The organism is Methylocucumis oryzae, from assembly GCF_000963695.1.
GTDB classification, from domain to species: domain Bacteria; phylum Pseudomonadota; class Gammaproteobacteria; order Methylococcales; family Methylomonadaceae; genus Methylovulum; species Methylovulum oryzae.
Map to the genome: position 1 here is coordinate 1 of NZ_LAJX01000183.1, position 14,073 is coordinate 14,073.

Sequence of the window (14,073 nt, forward strand, 5' to 3'; positions counted from 1 at the left end):
AACTCTTTTTCTTCGAGTTAGTTGATTCTATTCGACGAGTTGTTTATTACCGACCGAAGACGCCCAAGCCATCAAAACCTCGTGTTAATAAAGGCGTTCCTAATAAGTGGAAAGAAAAGCGGGCTAAGAAAATGGGTGCTACTGGCTAAAGTCAACAGTATTGTTGGGGGAGGTGGTTGATAGGGTATGAGTGTAATAAATCCTTAGCTAAATAAAGCGTCAGAGTTGAGAACGTTTTAATAGCGCATCAAAAAAGCAGGGGATATGGTGATCGCTGTTACGCGCTTGTCGGGCATAAAAATTGGCAATTTCCAAGGTTAATTGTTCTTCAAAGCGTTCGGGAGGAATACCGCTGTTTTGCGGTGGTGCAAAGGCTTGCCAATAGCTTTTTACTTGATGGATGCTCAGGAGTGCAAAAACTAATTCTTGTGGAGTGGGTTCAGTAGTCGAAGTAAATGCCGGTGACCAACAGGCTTGTAAATCGCTGATGCTAGCCAAATCCAAATCTACACAATGTTTTATTCTTTCGTATGCACGAGGAAAATGCGTAGGTTCTTGGATATTTTTTTATCTTCAGATAAATTAGTCAGCATTTCTTGGTAAATTTTTTGTAAATTCACCGAGCTGTTTTTGTAATGTACAGCTGCGGCATAAGCATCAAATACACACTGTAAATCAGGGATTAAAAATACGCTTCTTTGTAAATTAAGCCAGTGACAAAAAATTGCATGGTCGATAAGGGCTTGTCGATTGATTTTGCCTTGTTGATAAAGCGTATGAAACAAGGTTTCGCTATCTGGTACGGGATGGCTATCGGCGAACTTACAGAGCGTTAAATCTAAGTCAATAATCGCAAACAACCTGGTTTTATCAAACCTCGTGCCATTGCAATCTATCCGTTGCAATGCAAAATAAGTGTTGACCACATCTTGCCTATCTCCGCAGACAAAAAACTCAGGACGTTTTTGTTGCCACCAATCAGGGACACAGGCCTTATAAAAATTAGCGTCAGGCAGTTTTTGCAATTGCCGGTAAGATGACGGAGATGCGCGGCCTTGAACAGCCTGGATATTTCCTTCACACAAAATCACGGTTTTATTTTGGGCGTGAGGAGAATTAATAATTGTTTGGCAATGCTGTTGCAAAGCGTCTTTTGAAAGGCTCATCGTTAGTTGTTGACGAGTTTAGGGTCGAGTTCTTTAACATGAGCAGGGGTTAATGCATTACAAAGCTCGTAAGAATGAGTGGCTAAAATATATTGGTTATTTTCACCCCATTGAACTAAATCACGGACGATTTGATATTGCCAATCCGGGTGGAAGCCGTTTTCTATTTCATCTATTAAGACAATCGAATCATGAATTTCGTGGTATTTGATTAAAACAAAAATAGCTAGCCTTTTTAGTTCGCCGTGGCTTAAATCTTCAGGATAAATTTCTTCGCCGGAGAGTAGTTTAAAGCCCATGCTTTGGATGGCATCTTTGGTATGACGTTTTTGCTCGATGGTTAAGGGAATAATTTTTTTACCGTCAATAAATAGATTATTAATCGCATTTTCTAATTGCTCGTAATGAGTACCATAAATACCCGTTTCAACTTTTTCTTTAAAATCTTCATCCCTTGCAAGGCGGAAAAACTTCTGTTAAGACATCAATAAAATCGTAGGTGAAAAAATTAGGGTAATCACTTTTTTAGGCGTTTGATTACTTGGTCGTAAGATTTCTCACCGTCAGACGTATACAACAAACGCCTTTCTTCTTGGGTTGCGAATAAGTAGCTTTGATTTGAAGGAGATATTAAAACTACTTGTTTACTAATGATATTTAATGTTTCTTTGAATTTATTAAATAAATGAGAAATACTCAACGAGTTGTCTTCTTCAGCAATATTAGCGCCTGCCACAAAACCAGTGGGTTGGATTCCTCCATAAATGTACTGAAACCAAATAAAAAATCTTCCAGTGTTAGCAACGTTCTTGAAATAATTTTCTGATTCCGATAAATCACCGTAAAAATAGCTAAGTTCAATTTTTTTACCTTCGTTATTCAATAACATAATAGTCGCCAGTCTATTAATTTCATTTTTTTTAGCGGCACTATCTGCTAGGTTGAACAAGAACTCTTTAAAGTAGGAGTTTTTTAATTGGGAATTTCCTAAAGAATTTGGCTCTAAACTCAATAAGACAAAAATTAACTGCAACAACGTACTTTTTCCGCCGCCATTCAAGCTTCCTAATGGAAACACCTGTGGAGTAAATTCCGGTTCAAAGCTAATATCCACGTTCTTTAACGCCCTGAATTCAGGGATTTGTACACGCACTAGCCGCATGATTACTTCTGCTTAGATTATTTAGTTATTGTTGATTTTAACATGTAGGTTGTGGAACAAAAGCTGCGTCAATTAATAAGTTTTTTCTCATTCTCGCACAATTATAAAACAAGCTTTTGTTTTTTATAGAAATAATTGTAATATTTCTCAAAGGTACAAGTGCAAAAGTCATATAAATGGCGTCATTATTGGCAATGCCATAAGACTCGGATTGCGGTTGTAAAGTCATAGGATGGTCTTCTGTCGTGGTTGCCGTCTTCGCATAGGAATTAAGGCGCTTAAACAACGCTGTTTAACTGCCGCGCTAATTGTCAATCTCCTCGTGTTATCTGAATGCGGTAAGGCGGACTAGCCGCCAGGCAATCCGCCAACTTCGGAGCATACCGATGGCGGTTTACTGTCGAGAAACCATTAATGCGAATAAAAGAAGAAACGGCGTAAACGATAACGTTACGCCGAATCATCAAAGTCTGAAGTGTCGTTTGGCAACAAGTCTTGTCGGCTCAATTTAGGTTTAAGGATTCACAAACAAACCTAGTGCACGAATGACAATTTTATCTGTGACATCATCAGTATTAACCCGTAATGATAGTAATACAGAGCCATCTTTAGAGTTAATCGCAGGCAACACTTTAGCGCTGTTTACGCAAACTGGGCCTGGATCGGTTAAATCAGTGGCGTCATCCAGTTTTACAAGAGCTGAGCTAGGCGGATTTTGCACTTGAGCCAAGCGAATTTGGCTAATAAAACTGGCTTTGCTAGAGTTCTCATAACAAACTCTTACACCATAAATTTTTAGTTTGCTTTGGCAAATCTAAAGCCATGTGTACGACTTTATTGCCGCCTAGTGGGAAAGTATCGCCTACTGACGATGATTGAATCACCAAGCCGGTCAAACCACCGCCTACGCCAGAACTGGTAGAGTCATAAGTCGTTGTAATATCACTAGTGTCGCCCGGAAGTAAGTCAAAGTGGTTAACCCACATCACATTGGCTAATGGATCTCTGGATTCACGAGCCTCAGTAAGCGTTGCATTGAATGTTAAGCCTAAAGCCAAAGCAGTCGATAATGTGCTAGCGCCAATTCTAAACCATTTGTTTAATAGTCTGTTTTTCATAATGAATACCTCGCGTATGAATGAATAATATGTTCTGATTCGTCACTTAGGCGTTTTGAATTCGAACGGTTATAGTTTTTCATAGGCTTCATTTTGGGGCAGTGACAAAATACCTACTACGCTTACAATAATGCACAACGAATAACCGGGGTCAGAATAATTACAGTCAGAGCGTAAATTGAAAGATATAGGTATTTCTGAAGTGCAAACTGAATCTGATTTTGCAACCAAAGCTGATATGGCAGACTTGCGGCATGGTCTTGATTTATTGCGCTGTGATATGGGCGAGGGAGCAGCGCTTAATTATTCGGTTAGGTACGATGATGGTCTTATCCATCAGTATTTAGGCACGGCCATTAATATATTCATGCCGGACTTCAGCATGAAGCTCTGTTCTTAAATAGTCTTGCTCAGTCATGGCAATGCCATCAGACTCGGATTGCGGTTGTAAAGCCATAGGATCGTTCTCTGTAGTAGTTGCCATCTTCGCACAGGGTAACGCGCTTAAACAATCCTGTTTAACCGCCGCGCTATCGTCAATCTCCCTGTGTTATCTGAATGCCATCTTCGGTAAGTGCTTCGATAATAGCGTCCGCTAATTGCCTTGTGATTTCGGGCTTGGCGTGCTTTTTTTGCCAGTCATGCCAAGGTAGGTATTGTTTAATGAACACGCGCCAGGCTAGGGCATTGGTTTTATAACCTTCGCCGCATTCAGCTAGCGAGCTACAGCCAATCATGAATTCGTTGTCGGCTTCGACGTATTCTATAAACCAACCCCAATCTTCGCTTACTGGATAGCTGGTGATAATACCTTTAGCCATTAAGGCTTGTGATAACCAGAGCACAAGTTCAAAGCCATAGGCACCGGGGTTGACTTGGCAATCTTCCGGTAAATAGGGATGAAATTCTGTGCTATTGAATTCAATGGTTATCATAACTGCCCGTTATTCTTGAATCAGTTGTATTCGCATTGATAAATCAATGGCTTGTATGTTTTTGGTTAGCGCGCCTACGGAAATATAATCGACACCGGTGAGGGCAATGTTTTTAATCGTAGTTAGCTCTACGTTGCCTGAGGCTTCTAAGCTAATTTCAGCTGCTGTTGCGTTTCTTAGCGCTACTGCTGTGCGCATGTCATCTAGCGAAAAATTATCTAACATGATGCGGTCGGGTTTAGCGCTTAAAGCTTGTTCGAGTTCAGCTAAGTTTTCAACTTCGATTTCAACGCTTAATTGGCTTTGTTGTCTAGCGCTGGTAATGGCATTGGAGATTGAGCCAGCGGCTAAAATATGATTTTCTTTGATTAATATGGCGTCGTATAAGCCATGCGGTGATTTTCGCACCCGCCAATAGACACAGCATATTTTTGGGCTTGTCTTAAACCGGGTAGGGTTTTACGTGTGTCTAAAATAGTGCAGCCAGTGCCTAAGACTGCATTCGCATAGTTTCTGGATTGCGTAGCCGTTGCGGATAAAGTTTGTAGCCAATTTAACGCCGTGCGTTCGCCGCTTAAGAGTACCCGCGCATTGCCTGATAGGTGACATAACACTGTGCCAGCCGGAACTTCTACGCCTTCCTCTACCTGCCAGGTAATCAACGTGTGTTCGGACAGTTCGTAAAACACAGCATTAAACCAAATCTGACCGCAAACGACCATGGCTTCGCGAGTAATCACGTCGCATGGGCATTGAGGTGAGCGGGAATTAGGGCAGCAGTGACATCGCCCATGCCTATGTCTTCGGTAAGGTAGGTGTTGACTTGAAATAAATGACTATTCATGGTGTTTTTTTGGTAGCTAGTCTGAAAACGGGTATAAAAACCGTACAATAGACGGTTTTGTGTAAGGTTTGAAAAGCAATGGCTTCTAAGTTATCTGTTACCAGCCATCGCGCTGATATTTTAGGGTTACGCTATGTGTATCCTGTTATTTCTAGGCGCGCCGGTGGTTTATCTATAGGTGTTAATTTTAATACTAATAATACCTGTAATTGGCGTTGTGTTTATTGCCAAGTGCAAAATTTAACTGTCGGTGTTGCGCCAGCCTTAGATTTTGCCTTATTAGAGCAGGAATTGCATAGTGTATTAGCCGATGTTTTACAAAGTGATTTTTACGATAGATTTGAGGTTGCACCTGATAAACGCGTCATTAAAGATATTGCCATCGCCGGTAATGGCGAGCCAACCAGTTTAGCTGAGTTTCCTGACGCGATTGCTAAAATTGCCGAAGTCGCGACGCAGCAAAAACGTGTTTCCCGGCAGTGATTTTGTTTTAATTACTAATGGCAGTTTGATACATCAGCCACGCGTGCGTTTAGGCCTTGAGGAATTGCATCGTCAGCACGGGCAGGTTTGGTTTAAATTCGATAGCGCAACCGAGCAAGGGCGTAAACGTATTAATAATACGGCTCAAAGTGTGCGCTCGGCGTTGACCAATTTGGTGATTGCTTCTGAGCTGTGTACGACGAAATTGCAAACCTGTCTGGTTGATTATGATGGCCAGGGTTTATCTGTTATTGAAAAATCGGCGTATTTGACGGCATTAGCGAGCATTAAAAATGAATGCAATGTACAAGATATTATGTTGTATACGATTGCGCGCCCATCAATGCAGCCTGAGGCTAAGTTATTGAAACCCTTGTCGTATGAGGTATTAGCGGCGTTCGCTGACGAAATTCGGCAATTAGGTTTTGACGTTTCGGTTTGTGTTTAACGTCTTTAGTCTAGCCAGGTGTTGTTATAATCAAAGGATTATCGCAGTTTCTGTGTAAGGTATAAGAGGCTGACGAGTTTAGGCTACCCAGTTTAAGTCTGGACAAGGCACAGCGCGCAGGGCGCCGTAAATACGTCCCTGTAGGCTTGCCGACAGCATCCCTGCTGTCGACACTTGCGCTCTGTGTCCTGTTCAGACTTGGCGGTGCCCCGTCTATCGTTTAAACAAGGAGTATGGTTTTGCAAACTTATCAAGATATTACGAGCCCGATGACGCCTTCGGAGCGTTATGCAACATTGTCGTTAGCGGCTATTTATGCACTACGCATGTTGGGTTTATTTATGATTTTGCCGGTATTGTCGTTATTTAGTCAGCAACTTCAGGGCGCTACACCGCAATTAATCGGCTTAACCATGGGTATTTATGGTTTACCTCAGGTGTTGTTACAAATACCGTTTGGCTTAATGTCAGATCGCTTAGGCAGAAAAAAAAGTCATTGTCGCTGGGCTGTTATTGTTTTTGGCGGGTAGCGTGGTGGCAGCGTTATCGACATCGATTGAGGGCGTGTTGATAGGTCGGGCGTTACAAGGTGCGGGAGCGATTTCTTCCGCCGTCATGGCGTTAGTCGCTGATTTAACGCAAGAAGTGCATAGAACTAAAGCAATGGCGACGATTGGCGTCAGTATCGGTTTGTCGTTTGGTGCAGGCTTAGTCGCAGGGCCTATTGTGGCTGGCTTAGGTGGTTTGGCGGCGGTGTTTGGTTTTACGGCGGTGTTAACGGTATTCGCCATAGTGGTATTGTTAGTTGTCGTGCCTAATCCTAAGCAGTCTAAACGGCATCGCGATGCAGAATTTGTACCGGGACAAATGCTAGATGCGTTAAAAAAATGGTGAGTTATTGCGCTTAAATTACGGCATTTTTGTTTTACACATGGTGTTAATGGCGATTTTTGTTGTAGTGCCTACGGAATTGCGTAGTTCAGGCTTAATGCCAGGTAATGAATGGGTGGTTTACTTGCCCGTGTTTAGCTTAGGAATGGTTTTTGCCGTACCGTTTATTATTTTGGCTGAGAAAAAAACGTAAAATGAAGCCGGTTTTTATAGGGGCTATTGCGGTGTTATTACTGGCTGAAATCGGCTTAGCCGGGTTGCATCAGCAGTTAGCAGGCATTATTGCGTGTTTAGGGGTATTCTTTTGCGGCTTTAATTTATTAGAGGCCACGTTACCGTCATTGGTCTCTAAAACAGCGCCAGCCGATTTAAAAGGCACAGCTATGGGTGCGTATTCAAGTTGTCAGTTTTTTGGTTTATTTTTAGGTGGTGCGTTAGGTGGCTGGTTTAAAAGTCATTACGGTGATGCGTCAGTATTTCTATTTTGCGCAGTTGCACTTGCGAGTTGGTTATTGGTGTCGTTGACGATGAAGCCACCGCGTTATTTAGCTAATTTATTGATTTCTATTAAAGGCTTGACCCAGGTTGATAATGACGCGTTTTAGCGCTGAGGTATTAAACATCGTAGGGGTTGAAGAAATGACGTTTGAACACTACCGATGCTGTGGCGTATTTAAAAGTCGATAATCAAAAATTGGATAGTGTGAGTTTACAAGCGGTGATTAGTCGTTATCAATTGGGCTAAGCCTGTCTCGCGTTAGAGGTTACCAACTTAAGACGGAACAGGGTATTCAGAACGCAGGACGCCGTGAATACATCCCTGTAGGCTTGGCGGCAGCATCCCTGCTGCTAACACCTGAATTATGAATACCCTGTTCCGCCTTACGTTGGTAGCCCGTGAATGGCCAGGGTTTAGCGTTTAATCGTGAATCCGTACTCTGAATGGCGTGTATAAGACTTGCTCACTAAACGGTAGCAAGTCTTCAGGTGCTGTGTAGGCATCGGTTAGGCCGCCTTGAATTTTCAGCCAAACAATATTCTGGGTTTCGTCTTGCCAAAACGTCTCGCCAGAAGATGCGATGACATCGGCTAAAGAATCCACGGCAGTGTATGAGTGGCAATGGCTGTCATTACAATAGCCGTTAACCGTATTGGCATCGTAACTAGTGGCTGCAACTTGGGCAACTAGCGCTCCTGAATAGCGTACGCCTAATATAAAGCTATCAGCATTGCTATCCATATTTTGTAATTCAAAAATCACATCGTCAGGACCTGATGCATACTCAGGAAAATCTAGCAGAAAAATCCCATTACCGCGCGCCGCAAAATGACGTTTTATTCGGAAACGGTTGTAAGCCTAAACCATTGGCAACATTCCATTGACCGACTAAGAGCGCAGGTTGGGTTTCGTCAAATCGGCTAACGGCTATTGCCATTGTGGCATCGAAGGGGTCATTGCCTTGATTGACGACGAAGCCATCGACGCCATAATAATCCCCATCGCAACTCGCACCGGTTTGCCCTATCGGTTCTACCGGTTGGCAAACGGCGTTATGCGTGAAAAACGGCTCATCATAAACATACCAATGATTGACGGGGCCCCAAATGCCTTGTGGATCCCATAATGCACCGGATAATACATAGTGGTTGAAATCGGCGTAAGTACGCAACCCACCATGACTATTTACCAGTAAATTATTGCTATTGCGGATATGGCCTTTATCGACAGCGCGAATGTAATAATCTGACGTATCAAACGCTCCGCTACGACCACCGGCAACTAACGGGCCGCCGGTTTGTAATGGAAAGTTGACGACGATGTTATCGAACATACTGTAGGCACTGTGATAGCTGGCGAAGGCGACTTCGTGGCCTAACCAGGCGTTAGGACGTGGGTTACTGTTGTTTAAGCTGGTGCCGACGACTAATGAGCGGGTGATATTACCTTCCGCGCCGGAGCCAGCAAAATAGCGCGCATGATTATCAGCCGAAACAAATTCTTGGTAATCCGGCCAAACGACACGATTCCAAAAGCCACCGGAGCCGTTTTTCCAGGTTTTTATACCCGTGATGGAGATTCGGCGTAGGTTCTCGAACGGCCAAACGCTGGGCTGTCCATCACTGGTTGACCAATATTGCAACGGTGCTACGTTACCGTCATTATCTGTTTCGACGACATCAAACATAATGCCTTCGTGCGCGTTTGAATGCGTGGTGTTGTTATCGAAATTGCCAAAGGTGAGTCGGTTGGGAATCATCGCGACATTAGCACTTTGCCCAACCGGTTGTGCTGGAAACGCCATCCATAAACCAAAGCCTTCAGCATCGGCAGCGGTATTATTGCGTACCGTGTTATCCGGATTGCTAACCCATAAACCGCTAGAACCGCTACCGCTAGTCGGCCCAGCAGCGCAGCATTCATGGACTTTTAATGCCATATCGGGTGCTGGATTGCGCACATGCAAGATTAAATTGTCTTCGACGATATTGCGCCGCTCTACCGCATCTTCAAAGAAAATACCGTGGCCTTGTATGTCGTAACAAATGTTGTTCGCAACTTCTAAGCCATTGGTCGCATGGATGGTAATACAGCGGTTAGTCGACTGATGTATTGTTGAGTTACGCAGATAATCGCCCGTTACATCGGCGAGTAGCGCACCATCGGCGGCATAGCTGCGACGATGACTATGATATGGGTAACGGCCTAAACGATGCCGTTGGCCGACGCGATGAAATTCAACGCCATCGATGCGTGCTTGTGCGCCCGCTTGCATAATCATGACATGGGCGCCAAAACCTTGTTGTTGCCAAACCTCATCGTCTGGCGCTTGAATGACGATATTGCGCGTTAAATTAGCAATTTCAGCGCGTTCATCTAATACCAGTGGCGTTGCGCCGAGTTCGGTAGAGGCGGGTGGTGTGACTAATTGTTCATCTGTTAAACTCATGCCAGTTTCAGTTGGATATTGTAATAAGCCCCAACGAAACGCGGATAATGGAGTTTGTAACAGTAATTTCTCGCCGCTACTGCCTGCAACGTGATTAAGTTCGGTAGCGGCGATGCCGTAAAAATCGGTGGGTGCGATAATCACTTCATCGCCAGCTTGCCACTGTACTTCGTTTTCGATTTGTAGCAACGTATCGTTAGGTTGGGCATGGGCGGTGAGTTTTGTGCGACTAACGCTAGGTGCATTGCCATGTAATTCCAATAACCCGCCCATAACGAGCAAGCCGCGCGTACCCATGCCCGAAATATTTTCTTCGGTATCGGTGTCGTTTAAAGTAATGAGGGCATGGTGGGTAAAGGGCTCAGCTTCGCTGCCTATATGTAACTCACCTGTCAGTAGTATCCATTCTGAAGTTAGCGCTAAATCTTGCCGACAAAAGCTTAACGCCCCTTCGATAGTCAAACCGGCTAAGGCTGGAGGATTAGTGTCTAATGCAATATGGTGACCCGCCGGAATAGTCACGGTATCGCCTGCTACAGGTACTGCGCCGCTAGGCCAACTGTTGGGGTTTGACCATAACACCGCATCGTTAGGACAGGCTGGGTTAGGCGGGTCTACTATATCGAAGCGATAACTGCTTGGGTTAGCGAGTACGGCATGATTAGCTGAACTCATGGTTATCTGTAAGCGCTCAGTCTGCTCTGTTAACGCATCGCTGACAGTTTGTAGCGAGATATGATGGGTTTTAACACCTTTAGGGATAATAACACTTGCCGGTAATAGCGAAAAATCAGGGCTGCTAGCTGTTTCGGCGTAGTTTAGGTTGACCTCAATGTCATAGCCGCTAGCTACGGATAATACAACGGGTATGTCTATCGTTTGACCTTCTTCGATAGTTGGAGCCGTAGAGGTATCGAAGCGTAGTGTGGGCGCAGCATCGTTATCAACAATTAACATGCTTTGTTCAGCGGTTGCGATAGTGGCGCGTTTAGCGTCTACAATAGCAACAGTTAATTGTTCATCGGGTTCGTCGCTTTTATCGTTTATAAGTCTTATCGGATAAGGTTTACTACCGCCTTCACCGTCATTCCATATCAGCTTTCGGCTTCTTGCCGAATAGTCTTGGTTGGCATTTGCGCTGCCGTCACTGGTGGTTACGATAGCCCAAGCCTTTCCGCATGTTCCGCCGATTCTCGATATGTTAACGGAAACAGTGCCGGCGTTTTCTGCTTGATCAGGAATGGCTTCTAACACAAACTGGCCAGTATCACAGGCGAGTACCGTGTTAAACAGTAGTTGTTGGATGATTAGGCCTAAGCCTAGTGTTAAAGTAAATTGTTTCATAGTCTCCACCTCTGTTATTACTCGATGTACACGTTTTTTAGTTTGATTGCAACGCACTGTGATAAATCAATGTATTTCCATATAACGTGGGCTAAAAATGTGAGCGTCGAGTTTTAGTAAATTAATGTTAAGTGCTAATGGCCCGTAAGTTGTTGAAGAGGGATTTTGGCTCCTGTTCGTGCATGACTAGAGCAGTCATCGTGCCAAAAACAAAAATACTTTTAAAACAATAAGTTAATGTAAATAAGCGACGCGGAATTGTTGGCTGCGCCCAACACCAGTCCCATGTGTTCATTGCTAACTGCTTAAAACTAACCGAGTTTATATGTGTCGGGTAGCCCGGACACACGAGGTGCAGGTATTCTTATATGAGTAATCAGTAATGTTTTGTGTAAAATCTCCGGATGGTTTGGTAAATAAAGACAAGCGTATTTAGTCAGTTGATATGTGGGTTTGCCAGTAAAACTTTACTCATTAAGTTTTACTGGTAGCTTATGGACGCATAACCTTAATATAAAACCGGTAGGCTTATGGTAGTTGATGAAAAACCGTTTTCGGGCAGTTATGCCGATGATGATGTGGCGTTTTTGCTGGCGCGAGTCCAGGTGCCGGATACGCCGGTTGCAGAGAAAGAAGCGCTGATTCAGTCAGGCCAAAAGCATTATTCTCAGCTATTAAGCAAAGAGTCATTGCCACCAGAGACCTATCAGGCTTTGTTTCAGCAAGCCTTAGCGCAGAATAAACATCTTGTCGCTAAACATGTACTCGTGTTAGCTCAACACATTATCGCCACAAGACCAGACAAGGTGACTTTAGTGTCGCTGGCGCGCGCCGGTACGCCGGTAGGTGTGATGGTGAAAAAAGGTGTTAGCGGAGTATTTTTATGTTAATGCCAAGCATTATTCGGTCTCGATTATTCGCGATATTGGCTTAGATTTAAATGCGTTGCGCTATATTCTGGCGCGACATGCGCCTGAATCTTTAGTGTTTATTGATGGATGGACGGGTAAAGGCGTGATTGCTAGGCAGTTACAGCGAAGCCTTGAGGTTTTTGCTGAAAGCGAGGGGGTAGTCATTCCTCCAGCGCTTTATGTTTTAGCGGATTTGTCCGGTTCTGCTGCTTATGCAGCGTCTACTGAGGATTATTTAATTCCCTCGTGTATTTTAAACGCCACGGTATCAGGTTTGGTGAGTCGCTCGTTATACGATGCGCACTTAGTGGCTGGGCAAGGTTTTCATGCCTGTGTTTATTATGATGAATTTAGCCCATATGATGTGTCGCGCTATTTTGTGGCTCAGGTTTTAGCCTGTATAGAGCCGGATTGGCTGAATGCTAAACAATTAGTAAGTTTAGATTTAGTGGCTGCACAGGAGCGTATGCAGCGCTTATTAACTATGGTGGCACGGCAATATCAAGTCAGCCACGTTAATTTCATTAAACCTGGGATAGGTGAGGCGACTCGCGTGTTGCTTAGACGTGAGGCGCGCGTGTTGCTATTAAAAAACGCGGCCGATCCTACAACCCAACATTTACGCTGGTTGGCTGAGGAAAAGTCCGTACCTATCTATTATTACGCAGAACTAGAGTATCATGCGGTAGCCCTTATCAAAGAACTGTTTTAATGACCTTACAATCTTCTTCGCATTTAATAGCGTCTCCGTGGCAGTTAGGCGCGCCGTTATATATGCCTGCCCATAGGCCAGATTTAATTGCTATTGCTAATGGCGAGAAACTGCCGTATTTGCGTACTATGATTTTTTGTACCGAGGATGCAATATTAAATAAAGAGATAGAGCATAGCCTTGGACAGCTAAAACGCTGTTTAGCAGCGCTTAAAACAACGGCCGAGCCGCGTTTTCGTTTTATTCGGGTACGCCATCCTAATTTATTGACGCGTTTATTGCAGTTACCTGGAATAGAGACTATTGATGGCTTTGTGCTGCCTAAATTTAATGAAGCCGTTTTTAATGCTTATTTCGATCAGTTATCTCATACCAACTTTAAGATTATGCCTACATTGGAGACGAAAGAGGTCTTTGATGTCGGTGCGATGCAAGCGTTACGCGACGCTTTATTGCACGAGACTATACTTAAGCATGTGTTGATGTTAAGAATAGGCGGCAACGATTTATTTAACTTATTAGGCATACGCCGTACCCGTGGTTTGACGCTGTATGACACCCCTTTAGCGCATGTGATTGCGCAGCTACTAACGATTTTTAAGCCGTATGACTTTCATCTGTCAGCTCCGGTATTTGACTATTTAGATGATATAGAAACGTTGCGTAGAGAACTTCGTATTGATTTAGCGTATGGCTTAACTGGGAAAACAGCGATTCATCCTGAGCAAGTCGCATTAATTGAGTCTGCGTATGCGGTGAGTGCTGATGATTATCAAATGGCTTTAAGCATTTGTGCCGAACAAGCCCCGGCGGTATTTAAAATGCATAATGCGATGTGTGAAGTCACGACACATCAGCGTTGGGCTAGGGATGTATTAAATCGGCAAAGAAGCTTTGGCGTTATCGTAGCAGGCTCAATCCAGCAAGATGTTTGTGTGTTAGGCTAAAAATCACAGCCTGCCAGTAAATACTACATAGTCCTATGTGGTGATGCCTATTAAGCTATGTTCAAGCCAATATTAAACATTGTGGGAGAACTATCATGCTGACTATCACCATTGATACTAACAAAACTGATTATTATCAATTCAGTAAAGCTAAAGAAATTGCG

18 protein-coding genes and 1 pseudogene are annotated in these 14,073 nt (G+C 43.8%); 9 read left to right on the forward strand and 10 right to left on the reverse strand.

The window, feature by feature from the left end; translation table 11 throughout:
* Positions 1-219: 219 nt before the first annotated feature.
* From VZ94_RS23445 to nadC, 8 genes and pseudogenes are all read right to left on the reverse strand, one after another.
* Positions 220-498, reverse strand: a complete 279-nt coding sequence (locus VZ94_RS23445) for a hypothetical protein (protein WP_131655596.1) — start codon at positions 496-498, stop codon at positions 220-222.
* 20 nt (positions 499-518) lie between these two features.
* Positions 519-1,166 carry a hypothetical protein gene (locus VZ94_RS15975; RefSeq protein WP_052700640.1) on the reverse strand — a complete coding sequence of 216 codons (648 nt, stop codon included), beginning with the start codon at positions 1,164-1,166 and terminating at the stop codon, positions 519-521.
* A 2-nt stretch (positions 1,167-1,168) separates the two neighbouring features.
* On the reverse strand, positions 1,169-1,585 hold the full coding sequence (locus VZ94_RS23450; RefSeq protein ID WP_082081753.1) for an AAA family ATPase: 417 nt from the start codon (positions 1,583-1,585) through the stop codon (positions 1,169-1,171).
* Between the two features lie 98 nt (positions 1,586-1,683).
* The gene (locus VZ94_RS23455) at positions 1,684-2,280 is read right to left on the reverse strand and encodes a hypothetical protein (RefSeq protein WP_157844961.1); all 597 of its coding nucleotides are present in this window, start codon (positions 2,278-2,280) and stop codon (positions 1,684-1,686) included.
* 562 nt (positions 2,281-2,842) lie between these two features.
* The gene (locus VZ94_RS15990; RefSeq protein ID WP_045779991.1) at positions 2,843-3,058 is read right to left on the reverse strand and encodes a hypothetical protein; all 216 of its coding nucleotides are present in this window, start codon (positions 3,056-3,058) and stop codon (positions 2,843-2,845) included.
* A gap of 37 nt (positions 3,059-3,095) precedes the next feature.
* Positions 3,096-3,446: a hypothetical protein gene (locus VZ94_RS15995; protein WP_045779992.1), complete on the reverse strand. Its 351-nt coding sequence runs from the start codon at positions 3,444-3,446 to the stop codon at positions 3,096-3,098.
* A gap of 536 nt (positions 3,447-3,982) precedes the next feature.
* Positions 3,983-4,381 carry a hypothetical protein gene (locus VZ94_RS16000; protein ID WP_045779993.1) on the reverse strand — a complete coding sequence of 133 codons (399 nt, stop codon included), beginning with the start codon at positions 4,379-4,381 and terminating at the stop codon, positions 3,983-3,985.
* Positions 4,382-4,390: 9 nt separating this feature from the next.
* Positions 4,391-5,103, reverse strand: a pseudogene (gene nadC / locus VZ94_RS32850) (carboxylating nicotinate-nucleotide diphosphorylase).
* 200 nt (positions 5,104-5,303) lie between these two features.
* Between nadC and VZ94_RS32330 the strand changes: the two are divergent.
* The 6 genes from VZ94_RS32330 to VZ94_RS32355 all read left to right on the forward strand — a co-directional run bounded on the left by VZ94_RS32330 (position 5,304) and on the right by VZ94_RS32355 (position 7,652).
* The gene (locus VZ94_RS32330) at positions 5,304-5,708 is read left to right on the forward strand and encodes a radical SAM protein (RefSeq protein ID WP_338040456.1); all 405 of its coding nucleotides are present in this window, start codon (positions 5,304-5,306) and stop codon (positions 5,706-5,708) included.
* On the forward strand, positions 5,692-6,156 hold the full coding sequence (locus tag VZ94_RS32335) for a radical SAM protein (RefSeq protein ID WP_338040458.1): 465 nt from the start codon (positions 5,692-5,694) through the stop codon (positions 6,154-6,156). The genes VZ94_RS32330 and VZ94_RS32335 overlap by 17 nt, the downstream gene beginning before the upstream one ends.
* A 239-nt stretch (positions 6,157-6,395) precedes the next feature.
* Entirely contained in the window at positions 6,396-6,686 is a 291-nt protein-coding gene (locus VZ94_RS32340) for an MFS transporter (RefSeq protein WP_338040459.1), read from the forward strand.
* A 1-nt stretch (position 6,687) separates the two neighbouring features.
* Positions 6,688-7,050: an MFS transporter gene (locus VZ94_RS32345; protein ID WP_338040460.1), complete on the forward strand. Its 363-nt coding sequence runs from the start codon at positions 6,688-6,690 to the stop codon at positions 7,048-7,050.
* Positions 7,051-7,054: 4 nt separating this feature from the next.
* On the forward strand, positions 7,055-7,240 hold the full coding sequence (locus VZ94_RS32350; protein WP_338040461.1) for a hypothetical protein: 186 nt from the start codon (positions 7,055-7,057) through the stop codon (positions 7,238-7,240).
* 1 nt (position 7,241) lies between these two features.
* Entirely contained in the window at positions 7,242-7,652 is a 411-nt protein-coding gene (locus tag VZ94_RS32355) for an MFS transporter (RefSeq protein ID WP_338040462.1), read from the forward strand.
* Positions 7,653-7,966: 314 nt separating this feature from the next.
* On the opposite strand, the gene VZ94_RS23460 is transcribed toward VZ94_RS32355, so the two are convergent.
* Both VZ94_RS23460 and VZ94_RS16020 read right to left on the reverse strand, forming a co-directional pair.
* Positions 7,967-8,308: a hypothetical protein gene (locus VZ94_RS23460; RefSeq protein ID WP_052700643.1), complete on the reverse strand. Its 342-nt coding sequence runs from the start codon at positions 8,306-8,308 to the stop codon at positions 7,967-7,969.
* A gap of 49 nt (positions 8,309-8,357) precedes the next feature.
* Positions 8,358-11,339 (reverse strand): G8 domain-containing protein, encoded by a 2,982-nt coding sequence (locus VZ94_RS16020; RefSeq protein ID WP_052700644.1) that lies wholly within the window; start codon positions 11,337-11,339, stop codon positions 8,358-8,360.
* Positions 11,340-11,869: 530 nt separating this feature from the next.
* On the opposite strand from VZ94_RS16020, the gene VZ94_RS30980 reads away from it, so the two are divergent.
* The 3 genes from VZ94_RS30980 to VZ94_RS16030 are packed head-to-tail and all read left to right on the forward strand — an operon-like array spanning position 11,870 to position 13,909.
* Positions 11,870-12,229, forward strand: a complete 360-nt coding sequence (locus VZ94_RS30980; RefSeq protein WP_275575294.1) for a cysteine protease StiP domain-containing protein — start codon at positions 11,870-11,872, stop codon at positions 12,227-12,229.
* On the forward strand, positions 12,204-12,962 hold the full coding sequence (locus VZ94_RS30985; RefSeq protein ID WP_275575295.1) for a cysteine protease StiP domain-containing protein: 759 nt from the start codon (positions 12,204-12,206) through the stop codon (positions 12,960-12,962). Before VZ94_RS30980 ends, VZ94_RS30985 begins: the two co-directional genes overlap by 26 nt.
* The gene (locus tag VZ94_RS16030; protein WP_045779994.1) at positions 12,962-13,909 is read left to right on the forward strand and encodes an HpcH/HpaI aldolase/citrate lyase family protein; all 948 of its coding nucleotides are present in this window, start codon (positions 12,962-12,964) and stop codon (positions 13,907-13,909) included. The genes VZ94_RS30985 and VZ94_RS16030 overlap by 1 nt, the downstream gene beginning before the upstream one ends.
* The last annotated feature ends 164 nt before the right edge of the window (positions 13,910-14,073 follow it).